Here is a 17,151-nt window from a genome sequence, read left to right on the forward strand (position 1 = left end):
ATAAATACAGCTTCCCTAATATATTATGAGCGTTTTCAAATTGTTGCCACGCAAAAAGAGACGTGCCAGACGCGCTTTAAGCCTTGTAACAAAATAGTTGTTAAATTCATTATGTTTCAAAAGCCCCACGCGGCTTTTCACGCGAGCTTATCCGTTTGACACGCCAGCAACTTTACTCTCTTTGCCGTCCGAAAGATAAAACCGTAACAAGGCTAATCAAGCAAGATTATAGCGAATGCGTGAGTGCAATTTCCGATTTTACGGCATTGGTGAAATAGTGGTATAGCCACGATTTGGGCATGAATTTGAGCACAATATTTCGTAAATGGAATGTAAAAGCGGTTGCGGGTACGAACATCGGAGCCATTTTACGCGTTCTTTCCTGTAAGCGCTTGATAATTGGTCGCAATTGCCGGTCATGAACAGTAAACGCCTGTTCGATATTCTGATATTTGGCTAAGGCCATGCCCAGCATTTCGGTTGAAGCGAGTGCCATACCGGCTCCCTGCCCTGAAATTAACGTCAGGCAATGTGCCGCGTCTCCCAGCAAAAGCATTTTGCCATTGTACCATTGGGGTAAATCCACCATTGTCAGGCTATCGACCAATATCGGGGCTTTTTCTTTTTGTGCGATCGACAGTAAATCACGGACTTGCCGGTTGCTCCCTCTAACGATTTGCTTCAATAATTGATAACCATCGGCTGTTATATGCGGATTTGATCTTTCATCGCGCCAAATATGCAAGGCTGCAAGTTTCCCGTCATGGAGACTGTAATATTCGGCAAAATGTCGAGGTTCCACATAGGATAGGAAATCATAATCAAAATCCTTCACATGATTGATGTCATAGACCGCGAAACAATATCCAAGCGGTTGCAAGCTTTTGCCATCTTTATCAAAATATTGTTGCCGCAGGGACGAGCGCAAACCATCGCATCCCAACACCATATCACAATGCAAAATATCATGATTATTCAATTCGATTTTATATCCATCCGCACTCTTTTCGAGGGTGAGCACATGCGTATCCGGACATAATTTCGCCCCGACAGGCAAGGCATTGGCAAGCACGGTTACAAGATCACTCCGGCTCACTGCAAGATAGGGCAAATCATTGACAAAATCCCGATAATGCAAACGGATAAGTTCTTTGCCTTTGCTATTTTTATAGATATTTTCATCAATCGTATAAGATATTGCCTTCAGCCGATCATAAAGATCCATTTTTTTCACGGTTTCATAACCCAAACCTGTGAGGCTCACCATATAGCCCCTGTTACGCAAGCTTTTTGCCCGTTCTATAATGGTGCTCTGCCAACCTGCTTTATCAAGCCACCAGGCTGCTGCAAGCCCCGCAACGCCACCACCGATGATAACTGCATGCGGCTTTGTCATGATTGTAAATTCCTCTCTACATGTGTTTCTGATGACTTCAAGATCATCGGTGTTGCAATGGCTATAAGCGCTGCTAATGCGAATGCCCCGCTATAACCGTAATATTGTGCGATGAAATTGCCGGCAGCGCCTGCCAATGCGGCCGTCAAGGCGCTCGCACTTTGAAAAAGTGTGAAATCAACGCCCGGCTGATCTTTCGATACCAATTCCATTAGCCGCGAATAACAGGTGACAAACCCCGCTGCCATGATGGCGCTTTCACCAATAGAGAGGCCGATAAATAACGGCAGCCTATAAAATTGGCTTATTAAAAAAGAGGCAAAGACTGTTATGACCACAATTTGCAGCAGGGCAACAAGGCGCATTGCACTTTTACTGCCAAGTTTTTGAGCCAGTGCACCGCCTGCCAAAACACCGATCAGCCCCGAAACGACGCCGCCCACACCATTTATCATACCCAATTTTGCCAATGGAATGTCAAGATCGACCAATAATGGCCCGACGAGTGATTGCACAATACGCCCCGCAATTTCATAGGCGATAACCATTGCCAGACCTAACAACATATTTTTGCGAACCACCGCCTTTAGCAAACGGGGTTTTTGCAATGGCTGTGAATTTTCTACCAAAGGTTCATCAACGAGCATCATCGGTATGGAACAGACCGCAATCAGAATGCCCAAAAAAATGCAGCCTGCACGCCATCCTGAGCCATCACACACCCACAAGAAAATGCCGCCGCCAAAGATCAATCCCGAATAACTACCCCCGACTTGCGCTATATTGCCGAGGCCATAATTGGAGGTTTTCAATTGTTCGATAAGAAAAGCGTCGCAAGCAATATCGGCTGTGGCCGAAAAGATGGCCATAAAAACCAGACAAAGCAGTATTGTTGAGACATTTTCATAAAAGCCCAGAATTGCAAGGCATAAAAGAACACCACATTCGGCAATAATGATGATAGGAGAGGAGAAACGGCGTCCGTTCGGCCCGATGCGAAGTCGTTCAATCCATGATGACCAAAAGAACTTCAAAACCCAAACAAGCATAACAAGTGATACCAACCCTATCTGGTCGAGGGAGGCTCCATGCATGCGTAAATAAGCAGGCATGCCTATATAAGTTAAACCTCCGATAATACCTTGCGTGGCGTAAACACCACCAGCCGCCAAGGCGATTTGACGAACCGGTTTTTTCTTGATGACATTAACCATTATCAAATGACTGCTTTTATAATCTCTATGAGGATAGATTTGCCGGGGCAAAATAAAATCGGGCGAGCTTTATTTTGGAATTGGATTAAAATTCCTTGTGCAAGCTCACCCCATAGCTGCGGCCATTGCCGAGAGTTGCCATTTCAAACCGGCCATTATCATATGCATAGCTTTTATAGCTTTTGTCTGCGATATTCTGGACAAACAATCTGGCTGTTAATCCGTTGACCTTGGCAAAATCGAGACTGGCATCAAATGTCGTAAAAGCATTTTGTTCAACGTGGTTTGCTTCATCAAAATAGACCTTCGAGGTATAATGGGCAGAAATATTGGCTGTTAAAACACCGTTCCATAGCTCCTCGTTGATAATATAGCCGAGGTTCATGTTTCCTTTGAAATCGGGAGCATAGGGAATCCGGTTTCCATCATAGACGAGGCCGCTATCGGGATCGGTAAAGTCGGTAAATTCAAACCGGCCGAGAGATGCGTTACCCGCCAATGTCAAACGGTTCGTTGCACGCCATTCACTTTCAACTTCGATACCGGTGCTGTCAGCCTTGCCAACATTGCGTATATATTGCTGGCCGAGAAGTCCCACATATATCTGCTTGTCGTCCGAGTGGACACGGTAAAGAGAAACTGCAAGGTCGAGAGAATTATCAAACAGGCTGGAGCGCATGCCGATTTCATAATTCCATGCCTGTTCGGGATCATAGGGATTGGCATCCAGCATCGAGCTTATGCTGTGGTTGAAATTACCCGGTTTGTAGCCTTTGGAAATAACGGTGAAAAGCCGCACAGCATCATTGAGCTGATAGCCGATACTGAATTTGGGCTGGTAGCTGTTAAAATCGGCATTATTATCGAAATCGAACCCCATGCCGGTTTGGTAACTATCAAGACGCATGGCGTCGATACTCGATTTGTCATGGCTTATGCGAAGGCCGCCTGTCAGATCAAGCTTGTTGGTGACATGATAGGTTACCTCGCCAAAGGCAGCCCGACTATAACTGCGCACGTGATTATGTGAAAAACCATAATAGGGTGCAACGGCATTTTTTTTACCATTGAAGTTCTCACGACTATACCAGAGACCGGCAAGTGCGTCGATATTGTCGCCCTTATAATTCACGCGCAGTTCCTGACTGAACATCTCTTCATCTTGCGGCCAAAGATAACGCGTATCAAAGCCGGCTGAAAAATCGCGCGCAACGTCACTATCCTGATAAGCGGTGATAGAGGTGAATGTAAAGTCGTCAAGATATGCGTTGAAGATAGCCGATGCATCAACAACATCGCGGCGCAATAGCGGTCTCTCGCCATAAAAGCCGCTTTCATATTTCCGGTCTTTCACGCCATCCTTTTTTACGTAAAGTTCTTCGCGGGATTTGAGCCGCTCTTTGGCGTAATTCATGCTGAAATCAAAGTTTTTGTCTGTCGGCGTGAACCTTATCCCGAAACGGCCAAAACCGGTTTCACTTCCATTGATGCGTTTATCACCCGTTGTGATGTCATCTATGTCGCCGGAAAAATAATCATAATTGCCGGCAAAATCCAAAAACAATTGATCGGGAAGAAGTGCCAGCGTGCCCCCGAATTCGCCTGACGGTATCTGGGGCGAGCCTGTAGCGGAGATGTAAAATCTGTTTTTGACCGGTTTTTTCGTGATAATGTTGATAACCCCGCCGAAAGCATTACCGCCATAAAGGGTTCCCTGTGGGCCACGCAAAAACTCTATCCGTTCGACGTCATACAAATTGCGCGACAAAGCCGAAGGTGATTGGGGAGCGCCATCCACATAAACTTGTACTGTGGGATTGAAAAAATCGGCAGAATATAAGCCGCGGATCGTATAATTACTATAGATACGGTTTCCTCTTGTTGTGGCATAAAGATCGGGAAAAACTTTCTGTAAATCATCAACACTTGCAATGCCATTGTCGTTTAGCGACTGGCTTTCAATCACTGAAACGGAACCATCATAATTTGATATATTTTGCGCGCGTTTGGCAGAAGTTATAACGATCTTGTCGAGTTCGACCGTTTCTTGCGCATGCGATTGCATTGAAAACGAACCTATTGATAATGCTATAATGCAAAATCCGAGAGATCCATAACCATCAGTTTTTATGATTGAAAACATCGTTTTTCTCGTTCCGGCTAATTTTTTTCGTAATAAAACTTGATAATAATAATCAACTAATGTCAAAATAAGCTAACGTAATTGGTACTTGAAATAACGCGAACAGGACTAATTCTGATGGACAATTCCATGAATAAAGTGATGGATTGCAATTCCAATTCGTCCATAAACATCGTGATTAACGGCGAAAATGACTGGAACGGTAGCCAGTTCAACAATAACCCGATATGGAAACATCAATCTCTTTTTCAAAGTATTGAAAACGATATTCTCATCCATTCACTCGACGCGACACCGGAACACGATATTATCATGGAAGCTTCCGGCCCTTCGACTTTTTCACTCTCTTTTTTCGTTCATGGCAATGGCACTATATGCGTCGACGGAGCCTATCCGGTTGAATTATCTGCGGGAAAGGCAATCCTCTTTGCCAGCGACGGTTTTTCACATGGAATAGATATTTTTCGTAAAAATTCGCGGCTATTGGTTCTCGATATCCGTTACAGCAAACAGATTCTGAAAAAGCTCGGCGGCATTTCATTAAGCCGTTTTGCCGCCTCTCTCATGGATAACCACAGCCGCCCCGACGAGAAAATATTCCTCATTCCGTTAACGCCGTCGGTCGAATTGCATCCGGTCATCTCAAGCATTTTGAACTGCAAACTCGCCAAGGGGCAATTGCGTGATATATTTATTTACAGTAAAGCGATTGAAGCATTGAGCATTGCCCTTAAAATTGCTGAAAATGGCGATAAAGGCAAAAAATTCAAAGCTTTGAGTTCAAATGAAAAACATAAGCTCGACTATGCCTTGAAACTCATGGAAGAAAATTGCGCTGAAAACTGGAGCATTGCGCGCCTTGCCCGTCAGGTCGGCCTGAATACCCGTCGATTGAAAGAAGCCTTTCGCATCAGTATCGGCCGGTCGGTGCATAGTCACCTTGTCGATATACGGATTGAAACTGCTTGCCAGCTTTTGTTGAATGGTTATTCCGTAACCGAGACTTCATTTGCGGTGGGCTATGAAAATTTGAGCCATTTCAGCAAGGTTTTTAAAAATAAAAAACATATTTTGCCAAGCCGCTATGTCGTCCGGAAGTCTTCTTCCGATCTCCATTAGAAACAGCATTTCACTATAGACGATCGTCAAAACAAATAGTCAAAACAAGATTGTCAAAACAGATCGTCTAGGCAAATTGTACCGACTGCAATATGAAAGGCGGCTAATTTTTAGAGCTAATAATTGTCGACCGGTCACCAAGACAATAAAAGCGTTTCCGGTTGCGGAAAAGCTGCAATTACGACCTTGGCCTTTTGCCAAGCGGAAGAGACAAACAAAATGGCCAGTAATTTCACTATCATCGCCGCCTGCATTATCTTTTCATCAAAACAAATATGATGTTTGGACATAAGATAATTATTGTTATGGACAAGAAAAACCGGATTTTAACGGATGGGAACCTGTTCAATCGTTGTTTTCCAGAATGAAATATCTATTTTCCCAAATATCTATTTCCCCATTGAGAGCGTCAAACAATAAACCGCTTTTCTATTGTGCCGGCTGTCATCAACGGTCTTTAAAAGACAATTCTGAAAAATCGCTTCTGTGCCAATCGATTTAATCACCGCTATAGTGGCGTTCTACAGTTGATATTTTTTGGTTTTTTAGTCTTGGCGAGAGAACCGGTATATCTGCACACTTACCCTGCCTTGCCGATCATCGCTATTCATTGCAATTTTTTTGCATGACAATTGTTCAATGCCGATATTCAATGCCGATATTCGATGCCAATGTCTTTTCCCGCCCGTTATTTTGATAATTCGCTAACCTTTGACCCCCAACTATCGGACAAGGCAAAACCGGTCGGAAAGGGATCATCCGCATCCACACGCAGGAACTCGCGGCCATAAATCCACGCTTGTCCTGTTATTTGCGGCAATACAGCCTCACGCCCGCCAATTTTTGTTTCACCGATAATTTTGCGGTAAATTCCCCACCGATAATCGAACGGGAAATACGGCTATCACCGACTTTCATTTCGCCTCTTGATTTGGCAATTGCCAGTGCTGCCGAAGAACCTGTTCCACAAGGTGAACGGTCAACCCGCCCCGGTTTCAAGGTCGTGCAGGTACGCAGGCTCCCGTCATCCTCATAATCACGAAACATAACATAGGCCAAACTGTTCAGTGAGGGATTAAGCGGATGGGAAAATTTGTTTTGCCGATTGAAGAGATCAACCAGCTCTATTCCGGCTTCGGCCAATGCGCGGGCGTGTTCAGGCAAAATTTTCAAGCCGATCTGGTCGACATCCATCTGCGCATAATAAACGCCGCCAAAAGCAATATCGGCTTTGACTTTACCCCATTCAGCGGTTTCTATTTCTGCATCGAGTTTTTCCACGAAAGCCGGTACATTGTTTATGGTTACACTTAAACAACGACCGTTACGACATTCTGCGGTCACTTCAACAATACCTGCGGCTGTATCAAGTCGAACCGTTGTTTGCGGTTCCTGCATTCTGATTTTTCCGCTTTCCAGAAGCGCGGTAACAACACAGATGCAATTGCTCCCCGACATCGGATATGCCCGATCCGGTTGCAAAACGATAAAGGCCGCATCGGCATCCTCACGGGTCGGAGGTAATAGAAGATTGGTTGTCATGGCAACATGGGCGCGCGGTTCAAATGTAACAAAGCGGCGTAAGCTATCATCAACCTCATTGATGTAATCCATTTTTTCGGCAATGCTTTTGCCGGGAATATCACCAACTCCTCCTGTAATCACCCGCCCTATTTCACCTTGACAATGGACTTGCAGAATTTCGATTTCCTTCTCCCGATGCATTTTTTCCTCCCGAAAAAATTATTTGCTATACCAACCCCATGGCCGGTTACTGACATAGGATGTAATCTGCTTGATTTCGCGGTAATTTTCATATCCCCAGCGGCCAAGTTCGCGCCCTATTCCCGATTGCTTGAAGCCACCCCACGGGGCTTCGACAAAAGTCGGTTGCGAGCAATTTATCCAGATTATACCGGCCTTCAATTGGCCGGCAACTCGTTCGGCACGTTTCAGGTCTTTGGTCATGATGGCAGCAGCCAGGCCGAACCGCGAATGATTGGCAAGATGAACGGCCTCGCTTTCTGTTTCAAACGGGCGCACCGCAACAACAGGACCGAAAATTTCTTCATTCCAGACATGACTGGTCAATGGAACATCAACCAGAATGGTCGGTTCGACAAAATAACCCTTGTCAAAGCCTTTTGCCCGCTTTCCGCCGGTCAATATTTTCGCTCCATCCTTTTTCCCTTGCCCGATAGCGGCAAGAACCTGAAGATATTGTTTTTCGGATACGAGCGGCCCCAACAATATGCCCTCATCCAAACCGTTGCCAATGGTGATCTTTGCGGTTTCGGCAGCCAGTTTTTCTAAAAATTTGTCGTAAATGGCCTCATGCACCAACAGCCGCGAAGTGGCTGAACAAACCTGCCCCTGATTCCAGAAAATACCGAACATCACCCATTCGACCGCCTCGTCAATATCGCTATCTTCAAAGACCAGAAATGGCGATTTTCCGCCCAATTCAAGGCTGACACGTTTGATATCACGCGCTGCCGCTTGCATCACCTTGGAGCCGGTGGGAACCGAGCCGGTAAAGGCCAATTTATCAACCCCCCGATGATCCAATAAGGCCTGACCGGCTGTCGAACCGAATCCGGTTACAATATTGAGAACACCGGCGGGCAATTTGACATCATCGGCAATGGCTCCATATTCCAATGCCGTCAATGGTGTCTGTTCGGCCGGTTTAAGCACAATCGTACAACCTGCCGCGAGTGCAGGCGCAATCTTCCACGCAGCCATCAACATCGGATAGTTCCACGGGACAATACCGCCGACAACGCCAAGCGGCACGGTGACCGCTTTCGACGTGAAACGTTTATCTTGCAGTTCAATGATCTCTTCCTGCTTTATATCTTCCCGCTCGGCCATATCTGCATAAAAATAGAAACAGGCTGCGACATCACCAATATCCCATTCGGCTTCGGGTAACGGCTTGCCATTATCAAGAACCTCTATTCTTGCCAGTTCTTTCAACCGTTCTTCAATTCGCTTGCCCATTGCGCGCAGATAGGCTGCACGTTCACGGCCTTCCATTTTCGGCCAGGGCCCGTTGTCAAAAGCTTTGCGCGCAGCCCCGACTGCCTTGTCTATATCCTCTGCATTGGCCGCCGGAACTTTTGCAAAAACTTCTTCCGTTGCGGGATTGATGACATCGATCATTTCGCCCGACAACCCCTCCACCCATTTTCCGTCAATATAAAGTTTGTTGCGCATCAATTCCTCCCTTGACTGTCGCTATATCAAAACGGCCTAGACGTGGCGGGTGAGGCCACCATCAACACGTATATTCTGACCGGTTATGTAGGATGCATCATCCGAAAGCAGGAAAGCGGCTGCCTTGGCGATTTCATCCACTCGACCAATCCTTTTCATTGGAATGGTTTGCGCAGTTTGTTGTGTATGATCGAGGCTGTCAATATAACCGGGCAATAAACAGTTCATCCGGATATTGTCTGCTGCATAACGATCGGCATAAAGTTTTGTGTAGACACCGACGCCCGCCCGATAAGCGCATGAGACCGGAAAAGCCAGTGTCGGTTCATAGGCTGCGAAAGTCGTGATATTCAGAAATGCACCTTTTTTCTGTTCGAGCATAACAGGCGTTACAAGGCGCGCCATGCGCACCACCGGCAACAACATCATCTCGTTGCCTTTTTCCCACATTTCATCGGTAATCTTTATGAGATCGTCTTTTGGCGGATGTCCGGTATGATTGAGAACAGCGTCAATACGACCATATCGGTCAAGGGTTCTATGCACAAACTCTTTCAGGTCATCACCATTTTCAACCCTCCCCTTCATACCGACCGCACCCAGTTTTTCAGCCAGTGTAACGGCCGAGCCTGAAGGAGACATCAATGCAAGTCTATAGCCACGCCGATGAAGTTCGAGAGCAATTGCCGCTCCCATACCGCGGCCGGCACCGGTCAAAATTGCAACGGGGTTTTTATCCTGTGTCATTGCTTCATCCTTTCAAAATCGGTCAACCCGATATGGCGTCATATCCATGCCAATCGGGATATTGGTCATCATATCGGCGATCAATTGAGCAGTTGTCGCACTATAGGTTACTCCGAGATGCCCGTGTCCGGTGGCATAAAACAGGTTTTTAACCTTGGCCGACGGGCTTATAATCGGCACGGTGTCGGGTAAAGCCGGGCGATGTCCCATCCACTCGGTCGCATCTTCTACCGTTAATTCTGGCAGAGCTTCTTTTGCATGGCGAACAGTTATTTTCGAGCGTCGATAATCGGGGGCAGCGTCAAGCCCCGCCATTTCAACCGTTCCGCCTACGCGAATACCACCGGCAGTCGGTGTCACCATAAACGCTCGTGCCGGCCAGATAATGGAATGGCGTAAAGAAATATTCGGCTTCATGATCTGGGTATGATAGCCGCGTTCGGTTTCAAGCGGGATCGGCTCGCCCAACAGTTTGGAAAGTCTACCGGTATAAGCACCGGCTGATAAGACTGCTTCATCAACAGCGACCGTGCGCCCGTCGGCCAATTGTATGAAACGGATTTGATCGTCTGTCTTCCGGAAACCCGTGACTTCGCCTTTTAAAACTTCGCCACCATTAGCGAGAAAAGCGGCAAGGAATTTTTGAACCAGTAAATAAGGGTCGGATACCGACTTATTATCGGGAAACAATAAGCCACAATGGATATGATCGGTAATTGCAGGTTCAAGATCTTTTACATCTTTGGCCGATAAAATTCGATAATCAAAACCGTAACGCTCCAATGTCGAGATATGGTCATTATCATTATCAAGTTCGGCCTTACTGCCATAGAGGCTTATACACCCTTCAGAACTCAGTGCATCCCGATTGTCAATTCCATCCAGCATGGATTGAAGATCTGTCAATGCGCGATGGCACAGCGCCGCTCCCGCAGCCGAAAGGGCTTCCATTGTTTTGGGGCGGGCAGCCTTCAAAAAGCGTACCAACCAGAAAGCCATGCGCGGCAAATAGGCAGGCCGGATAGACACCGGCCCTTCCGGATCAAAAACCCATTTGGGAATTTGTGATAAAATAGACGGGCGGGAAGAGGGAAGAAACTCGGTCACCGCAATACTTGCCATATTGCCGAATGAAGCACCACGCCCCGGCTCGTTTCTGTCAATAAGAACGACAGATTTTCCGCGTTTTTGCAATTCATAGGCTATGGTTGTACCGATAATACCCGCGCCCAGAACTGCGACCCTTGTTTTTTTATCCTCCCGCATACCCATTTTTCACCCCAAAACCGGTTCCATAGCCTTTGCAAAAGCTTTTTTCTCGTCAGCCGAAAGTGCAAGCAATGGACGGCGTCCAAGACCAACAGGCGTTCCGGCCAATTCGCATCCATATTTTACCTTTTCAACAAACTTGCCGCTTTCAAGCGATGACATGGCGGCATAAATGGTTTGCATCTTGCTGCGGGCCGCCATCCAATCACCGCTTTCGATTTTGTTAACCAGATCAACGCAGGCTTTCGCCATACAATTGGCAGGGCCACAGATCCAGCATGTTGCACCCCAAAGATAGAAGTCCAGTGTCTGGTCGTCCGAACCATTTGCAAGCTGGTAACGATCCCCGTAACGCATACGAATATCAATCGCGCGCAACAGGTTTCCACTGGATTCCTTAATGCCGATAATACGTGGCTCATTGACAAAAGCGTCCATCACGTCTAGCCCCACCTCGACACCGACTTTTGGCGGATAATTATAAAGAATAATATTCACATCCACTGCATCGAGCACCGCCTGATAATGGGAAATCAGTTCGTCAACGGCAGGCGTGGCATAATAGGGTGAAGACAGAAGAACAGTGTCATAACCGAGATCGCGGGCGCGTTTGGTATGTTCGATCACTTCCCATGTCGAACCGCCATTGGTACCGGCAATCAACAGCTCGTCCTTATTGGCAAATTCCTTGACGAATTTTAAAACCGAAACACGTTCTTCGGCTGTCATGGCATTATATTCACCTGTCGAGCCGCATGGTACCCAACCGGAAACACCATCATTGCGAAGCTTGGTCAAAAGCTTTTCAAAAGCCTTGAAATCGACTTTGAAATCTTCGTCAAAAGGAGTGACAAGTGCGGGCATTACACCTTTTAATTTCATAATTTTCTCCATTGTTGAATGATTGTTACATCGAGAAACGCTTGAGAATGCGTTTTTCAAAAAATGTTACGCACCTTGCCAGTGGAAAGCCGATGGCAAAGTAAATAATGGCGACAGTTGTGAGAACTTCCACCGGACGGGCGGTTGCATTGGAAATGTTCTGCCCGACAAACATAAGATCAGCCATGCCGACAGCCGAAACCAGCGCACTTTCCTTGAATAGCGCGATACAATTGGAAAGAAGTGTCGGAATGGCACGTAACACCGCTTGCGGAAACACAATATAAAGTGTGCGCACGGCTGGCGTCAGGCCGAGTGCGATACAGGCATCATATTGTTCTTTGCCAACATTTTTTAGCGATGCACGGAAGGTTTCACTGCTGATCGCCCCCATATAAATCGTAAGCGCCAATATGGCGGAAAATGAATTGCTGAGCTCCACTCCCAATAGAACAGGCAAACAAAAGAAAATCCAGAAAAGCTGTATCAGCACCGGAGTTCCACGGAAAAATTCCACATAGATTCCCGAAAAAAAGCGCAAAAACCAATGTTTCGACGTGCGAAACAGGCTTGTTACAAAGCCTAACAGCGCGCCCAATGTAATACAGATCACGGTTAACTTTAATGTTGTTACCAATCCCCATAAAAGGGCATATTTGAAACGCCATACGACAGAAAAATCCAATGAGGAAATGAAGTTCACAAAGCTGCTTGTTTCAAAAGACATCTTCATCCCCCGCTAACTGCTCATGATTTCGCGGCGTTTTTCCATCCATCCGACAAATTGCGAAACGGGATAGGAAATGGCAAAATAGATCAAGGCAACGATCGTAAATGTCTCTATCGGGCGAAAATTGTTGGTAGCCAATGATTTGCCGGCATACATCAGGTCGTTGACGGCAACGAGGGCCACCAATGCGCTCTGTTGAAAAATGACAATTCCATTTGTCAACAAAACCGGCAAAGACGACCGGAAAGCGGTCGGCAATATGATATAGCGTATCCGCTGGAATGGCGTAAATCCCAGTGCAATGCCGGCATCTATATGTTCGCGCGGTACATTCTGGATTGCCGAACGATAAGCTTCGGCATTGAAGGCAACGAGATTTAACGACAATGCGATTATTCCCATCGTAACCGGCGGCAAAAACCAGTTGAACATCATCGGCACGCAGTAAAAAAACCAGACGATCTGCACCATTGCCGGTGTACAGCGATAAAATTCGACAAAAGCAATAAAAGGCATTCTTAATATTGCGTATTTGTTGAATAAAAACAGTGCAACAATGAACCCGAATGTCAGGCCGATAGCATTGGCAGCCAATGTCAATTGCAAGGTAACACCCAAGCCGTCCCATAGCGGCTGCATATTGCGAAAGACGGAATTGAAGTCGAAATGATAATTCATTTTTCCCCCTATTCGCCAATCCGGAAAACGCGCTTGATAAATTCCCTTGTCCGCTCGTTTTCGGGCGTTCCCAAAACCTGCTCGCGCGGCCCGTCTTCAACAACAACGCCACCGGCACAGAAAATAACCCTTGAAGCAATATTTCTGGCAAAGCCCATATCATGCGTGACGATCATCATTGGCAGGGATTGCTCGGCCAGATCCATCATGACATTTTCGATTTCGCTCACCAGTTCCGGATCAAGAGCCGATGTGACTTCATCAAACAGCAACAGTTTGGGATCAAGCATCAGCGCACGGGCAATAGCCACACGTTGTTTCTGACCACCGGAAAGCTGCGCGGGAAAAACTTTGGCTTTCGATGCAAGGCCGAAACGTTCCAACAATTCCATTGCCCGATCAATAGCCGAGGCTTTGGCTTCCTTGTTAATTTTAACCGGTGCCAAAATCAGATTGTCGAGAATATTCAGGTGCGGAAATAAAGTATAATGCTGAAAAACCATGCCGATCGAACGGCGGATTTTTGTATCAATGACAGTTTTATTGTTTTTCGGATTGACAGAAATATAAGGGGAACCTTCCAGCGCAACGGTTCCCCCTTTGATTTCCTCCAATCCCATAACAACGCGCAATAATGTACTTTTTCCCCCGCCACTCGGCCCGATAACAACCAGACGCTCTCCGGCTGTCATATCGACGTTGATGCCCTTCAGCACATCGAGCGCACCGTAACTCTTCCGGACATCTTTCATGCTGATAAGGGGAGTTTTGTCGATCGCTTCCATCTGATGCTCCTCCGCATTTTGAAGCAATATTGAAAAAGCCGGCGGCTGTTTGACCGCCAGTTTTTATGAATTATTTCCCTACATTTTCCAATGATTGTGCTGTTGCTTCTTCAACCAGTCTGTCGACTTCTCCATCCGCCACTTTTCCTTCAAGAAAAATATCGACAACAGCAACATCCGCGGGACTTAACTCTCTTGATAAAGCAAAGGAAATTCCTTGCTTGGCAAGCGCCGGTTCGGGAATGAATTCGACCGCCCATGAAGCATTGGCTTGCTTGAACAGTTTGTTTGAATCCGATGCATCGGCCAGAATGTCGGCGCGCCGCGACATTACCGACAATCTTGCTTCGTCGCCGCCGGTAAGCCGCATAAGGGTTGCATTTTTCAAGGTCGCCGTTAGTGCCTTATCCCAGGCTGTTCCGGACATGACCGCCACTGTTATACCGGGTTTATCAATATCTTCGATTTTTACCGGATGTTCAGGTATTTTTGTGTTGGCTTTATTATAAACAAAAGAAACCTGATATTGCACCGCCGGAACAGTAAACTGGGCAGCCATAGCCCTTAACGGAGTTCTGTTCAGTGCCATCGCCATATCCCACTTGCTGGCTTGCAATCCGGCAACAAGATTATCCCATGTTGTATCGACGAATTCGGCTTTTACCTGCAAGACATCGGCAAATTGGCGGCATAACTCGACAAAAAAGCCGGAATAATGGCCTGACTGCGGATCTCGCATGACATAGGGAGAAGCAATAGCCGCGCCGCATTTCAAGACGCCGCGCTTTTGTACCTCTTGCCAATAACTGCCAGTTGATTGCGCTTCTCCCTGCATCACCATTCCGGCAATCTGGGTGCTTGCCAAAACACCCACAAAAGCCATTTTTCGACACATTAAAGCAATTTTGCGAAATGATATTGTCATGATCCTCCCTTTCTTGACAATGTCGACATTTTGTCGTTTTTAAGCAGTATGTCGTCAATGTGTCGACATTGTCAAGCGGCAAATTTCCGTAATCGACAAAACAGGGAAAAATAGTTATAGAAATGAAGAGATCGAAAGTTGTTAAGATGTATATGCCGAAAGACCAGAAGAAAAAATCCGGCTCGCGCCTCGTCTATGACACGTTATATTATGAAATTCTGTGTCTCAAACTAAAGCCGGGACAGATGTTGGATGAAACCTCGCTTGCCGAGAGGTTCGAGCTTTCGCGTTCGCCAATAAGGGAAGCATTGATCCGTTTGGCAAATGACAATCTGGTTGTGACACTTGCCAATAGAACAACGATTGTCGCGCCAATCGAATTGGCAACTTTTCCCAAATATGTCGAGGCATTGGATATTGCTCAACGCATGAATACGCGTCTTGCCGCGCGTTTCAGAACGAATGAAGATATAAAAATAATTGAAAAACGGCTGAAAGAATTTGAACAGGCTGTCGCGCGCAACGTTCATCTTGCTATGTCGGAAACGAATAAGCAATTTCATTTGGCCATCGCTTATGCCGGACGCAATCCTTATCTTACAGACTTCTATTCCCGTCTTTTAAATGAGGGGCAAAGAATGATGCACTTACATTTCGAGTATCTGGAGCGCACCAATGAGGGTTATCTCTTGACAGACGAACATCAGCTCATGCTTGATGCAATCATTGCGCAGGATGTCGAGGAATGTGACAGACTTGCGCATGAACATACGCGCCAATATCAGGAAAGTTTTATCGACTTTATGCGTGAAAATTATGCTGCCGATGTTAAATTATCAGTGGGCAATTAGGGTCTTAACCGGTCAACAGGTATCCAAGCTAACGGCTACTATGATCTAGGCCTGCAAGCTGGACATTTAAGAGCATCTGTCAAAACCGGTTGTCATTTATTGCCAATCCCTGATTTCAGATAACAGGATTTTGTCTTGTGAAGCTGTTACGGTTCGCGATTTTAAAACCGCTCTGCTTTGAAACTTACTTCATAGCAGAATGGCAATTCCGATCAATTCTCGAACGAGCCTGATCGTATTCATAATAAATGCAGTAATTTTTTCAAAAAACTTTTTGTTTTATTGCAAATCTATTTTGTTTGCTCGCAAATCTATTTTATTTTATTGCAACTCTATTTTGTTAACCGTGTGGCCTTCAACAAAAGCTTTCTTACCTGCTCTGGCAGATTGTCCGACCGCATCAATTCTTTTTCATTTTCTGAACGCGCAAGGTGTCTTATATCGCAATTTTTGAGATACTCGAAAATTCACCTCGCACCTTATCGGGACGATGAAATTTTCAAAAAGAAAGATCGTGCACGTAATTCAAACGGGTTTTCATGGTTTTTAATACCCCGTCAATTGCCGTGCATTTTTAACCCGACATAAAAAATTTCTATTATCAAGAACTGCTTGAGCTACCAAAACAGGCAGACCAAGCTCACTTCCTCGACACTATTAAGGGTTCGCACAATTATAGGCACGCATATTTCGTCGTGCTTATCATTCCGCTAATTCTATTTCACACCCTTGGCTGCCGCTTTTATAAGTCCTTCAACAACCTTTTGCACTTCTCCAAGTGTTGTCGGTGTGTATTTGATCAAATCGGCATTACGAAGCTCGTCAACTTTTTTTAAACCGGAATGGCGACCGTAAACTTTCTCACCCTTTTTATTAACCTTTTGCCAAAGGTTCTTCGCCAGGCTTTCCACTCCCTTAATTCCCCCGACATCTTTGTCCACTCCTAATTTACACCATATATTTAGTGGCGTTTTTAAAGCTTTTTCAAAGGCAAAACAAAGTTTTGAATTTTTGACGAAATAATAATTCATATATACTTCTTGATGTCCTTTTGGATGCTCGTCAGCAATTTTGTCAAAAATTTCTAAAGCTGCTTTTTTCAACTCTTCTCTATTCATAAATATTTCCCCATAATTGCTATTCGCTCAATATTTAAATTTTAACAGTAAAATCCCGAAGAATGCCGAAGGAAT

At 45.8% G+C, this 17,151-nt stretch carries 14 protein-coding genes and 1 pseudogene; 2 read left to right on the forward strand and 13 right to left on the reverse strand.

What is annotated here, in order from left to right; genetic code table 11:
- Positions 1 to 226: 226 nt before the first annotated feature.
- The 3 genes from BBC0122_RS10045 to BBC0122_RS10055 all read right to left on the reverse strand — a co-directional run bounded on the left by BBC0122_RS10045 (position 227) and on the right by BBC0122_RS10055 (position 4,675).
- Positions 227 to 1,396 (reverse strand): FAD-dependent oxidoreductase, encoded by a 1,170-nt coding sequence (locus BBC0122_RS10045; protein WP_077993508.1) that lies wholly within the window; start codon positions 1,394 to 1,396, stop codon positions 227 to 229.
- Complete coding sequence (locus tag BBC0122_RS10050) at positions 1,393 to 2,610, reverse strand: MFS transporter (RefSeq protein WP_077993511.1); 1,218 nt, start codon at positions 2,608 to 2,610, stop codon at positions 1,393 to 1,395. The genes BBC0122_RS10045 and BBC0122_RS10050 overlap by 4 nt, the downstream gene beginning before the upstream one ends.
- An 85-nt stretch (positions 2,611 to 2,695) precedes the next feature.
- On the reverse strand, positions 2,696 to 4,675 hold the full coding sequence (locus BBC0122_RS10055) for a TonB-dependent receptor (RefSeq protein WP_077994648.1): 1,980 nt from the start codon (positions 4,673 to 4,675) through the stop codon (positions 2,696 to 2,698).
- A gap of 195 nt (positions 4,676 to 4,870) precedes the next feature.
- On the opposite strand from BBC0122_RS10055, the gene BBC0122_RS10060 reads away from it, so the two are divergent.
- Positions 4,871 to 5,872: a helix-turn-helix transcriptional regulator gene (locus BBC0122_RS10060; protein WP_077993512.1), complete on the forward strand. Its 1,002-nt coding sequence runs from the start codon at positions 4,871 to 4,873 to the stop codon at positions 5,870 to 5,872.
- Positions 5,873 to 6,668: 796 nt separating this feature from the next.
- Here BBC0122_RS10060 and BBC0122_RS10065 read toward each other — a convergent pair.
- From BBC0122_RS10065 to BBC0122_RS10105, 9 genes and pseudogenes are all read right to left on the reverse strand, one after another.
- Positions 6,669 to 7,597: pseudogene (locus BBC0122_RS10065) on the reverse strand (proline racemase family protein); the annotation flags it as partial.
- An 18-nt stretch (positions 7,598 to 7,615) separates the two neighbouring features.
- Positions 7,616 to 9,091 (reverse strand): aldehyde dehydrogenase family protein, encoded by a 1,476-nt coding sequence (locus tag BBC0122_RS10070; protein ID WP_077993514.1) that lies wholly within the window; start codon positions 9,089 to 9,091, stop codon positions 7,616 to 7,618.
- Positions 9,092 to 9,127: 36 nt separating this feature from the next.
- Positions 9,128 to 9,838 (reverse strand): SDR family oxidoreductase, encoded by a 711-nt coding sequence (locus tag BBC0122_RS10075; protein WP_077993516.1) that lies wholly within the window; start codon positions 9,836 to 9,838, stop codon positions 9,128 to 9,130.
- Between the two features lie 12 nt (positions 9,839 to 9,850).
- Positions 9,851 to 11,104: an NAD(P)/FAD-dependent oxidoreductase gene (locus BBC0122_RS10080; RefSeq protein WP_077994650.1), complete on the reverse strand. Its 1,254-nt coding sequence runs from the start codon at positions 11,102 to 11,104 to the stop codon at positions 9,851 to 9,853.
- Positions 11,105 to 11,113: 9 nt separating this feature from the next.
- Positions 11,114 to 11,989 (reverse strand): dihydrodipicolinate synthase family protein, encoded by an 876-nt coding sequence (locus BBC0122_RS10085; protein WP_077993518.1) that lies wholly within the window; start codon positions 11,987 to 11,989, stop codon positions 11,114 to 11,116.
- 25 nt (positions 11,990 to 12,014) lie between these two features.
- Positions 12,015 to 12,716 carry an amino acid ABC transporter permease gene (locus BBC0122_RS10090; RefSeq protein WP_077994651.1) on the reverse strand — a complete coding sequence of 234 codons (702 nt, stop codon included), beginning with the start codon at positions 12,714 to 12,716 and terminating at the stop codon, positions 12,015 to 12,017.
- 12 nt (positions 12,717 to 12,728) lie between these two features.
- Positions 12,729 to 13,397, reverse strand: a complete 669-nt coding sequence (locus tag BBC0122_RS10095; RefSeq protein ID WP_077993519.1) for an amino acid ABC transporter permease — start codon at positions 13,395 to 13,397, stop codon at positions 12,729 to 12,731.
- An 8-nt stretch (positions 13,398 to 13,405) separates the two neighbouring features.
- Positions 13,406 to 14,182 carry an amino acid ABC transporter ATP-binding protein gene (locus BBC0122_RS10100; RefSeq protein ID WP_077993520.1) on the reverse strand — a complete coding sequence of 259 codons (777 nt, stop codon included), beginning with the start codon at positions 14,180 to 14,182 and terminating at the stop codon, positions 13,406 to 13,408.
- Between the two features lie 70 nt (positions 14,183 to 14,252).
- Complete coding sequence (locus BBC0122_RS10105; RefSeq protein WP_149866751.1) at positions 14,253 to 15,065, reverse strand: substrate-binding periplasmic protein; 813 nt, start codon at positions 15,063 to 15,065, stop codon at positions 14,253 to 14,255.
- Between the two features lie 164 nt (positions 15,066 to 15,229).
- On the opposite strand from BBC0122_RS10105, the gene BBC0122_RS10110 reads away from it, so the two are divergent.
- Positions 15,230 to 15,958 carry a GntR family transcriptional regulator gene (locus BBC0122_RS10110; protein WP_369805743.1) on the forward strand — a complete coding sequence of 243 codons (729 nt, stop codon included), beginning with the start codon at positions 15,230 to 15,232 and terminating at the stop codon, positions 15,956 to 15,958.
- 716 nt (positions 15,959 to 16,674) lie between these two features.
- Here BBC0122_RS10110 and BBC0122_RS10115 read toward each other — a convergent pair.
- A complete protein-coding gene (locus BBC0122_RS10115) occupies positions 16,675 to 17,076 on the reverse strand; it encodes a hypothetical protein (RefSeq protein WP_077993521.1) in 402 nt (133 codons plus the stop codon).
- Positions 17,077 to 17,151 lie beyond the last annotated feature (75 nt).

It is taken from the genome of Ditibartonella choladocola (assembly GCF_002007565.1).
In the GTDB taxonomy this organism is placed as follows: Bacteria; Pseudomonadota; Alphaproteobacteria; order Rhizobiales; family Rhizobiaceae; genus Bartonella; species Bartonella choladocola.

Excerpts from the sequence above, each read along its gene's own strand:
- BBC0122_RS10100 (WP_077993520.1), bottom strand. The coding sequence starts at position 14,182 with ATGGAAGCGATCGACAAAACTCCCCTTATCAGCATGAAAGATGTCCGG.
- BBC0122_RS10075 (WP_077993516.1), bottom strand. The coding sequence starts at position 9,838 with ATGACACAGGATAAAAACCCCGTTGCAATTTTGACCGGTGCCGGCCGC.
- BBC0122_RS10115 (WP_077993521.1), bottom strand. The coding sequence starts at position 17,076 with ATGAATAGAGAAGAGTTGAAAAAAGCAGCTTTAGAAATTTTTGACAAA.
- BBC0122_RS10095 (WP_077993519.1), bottom strand. The coding sequence starts at position 13,397 with ATGAATTATCATTTCGACTTCAATTCCGTCTTTCGCAATATGCAGCCG.
- BBC0122_RS10105 (WP_149866751.1), bottom strand. The coding sequence starts at position 15,065 with ATGGCTTTTGTGGGTGTTTTGGCAAGCACCCAGATTGCCGGAATGGTG.
- BBC0122_RS10090 (WP_077994651.1), bottom strand. The coding sequence starts at position 12,716 with ATGTCTTTTGAAACAAGCAGCTTTGTGAACTTCATTTCCTCATTGGAT.
- BBC0122_RS10055 (WP_077994648.1), bottom strand. The coding sequence starts at position 4,675 with ATGCAATCGCATGCGCAAGAAACGGTCGAACTCGACAAGATCGTTATA.
- BBC0122_RS10070 (WP_077993514.1), bottom strand. The coding sequence starts at position 9,091 with ATGCGCAACAAACTTTATATTGACGGAAAATGGGTGGAGGGGTTGTCG.
- BBC0122_RS10110 (WP_369805743.1), top strand. The coding sequence starts at position 15,230 with ATGAAGAGATCGAAAGTTGTTAAGATGTATATGCCGAAAGACCAGAAG.
- BBC0122_RS10085 (WP_077993518.1), bottom strand. The coding sequence starts at position 11,989 with ATGAAATTAAAAGGTGTAATGCCCGCACTTGTCACTCCTTTTGACGAA.
- BBC0122_RS10060 (WP_077993512.1), top strand. The coding sequence starts at position 4,871 with ATGGACAATTCCATGAATAAAGTGATGGATTGCAATTCCAATTCGTCC.
- BBC0122_RS10050 (WP_077993511.1), bottom strand. The coding sequence starts at position 2,610 with ATGGTTAATGTCATCAAGAAAAAACCGGTTCGTCAAATCGCCTTGGCG.
- BBC0122_RS10080 (WP_077994650.1), bottom strand. The coding sequence starts at position 11,104 with ATGCGGGAGGATAAAAAAACAAGGGTCGCAGTTCTGGGCGCGGGTATT.
- BBC0122_RS10045 (WP_077993508.1), bottom strand. The coding sequence starts at position 1,396 with ATGACAAAGCCGCATGCAGTTATCATCGGTGGTGGCGTTGCGGGGCTT.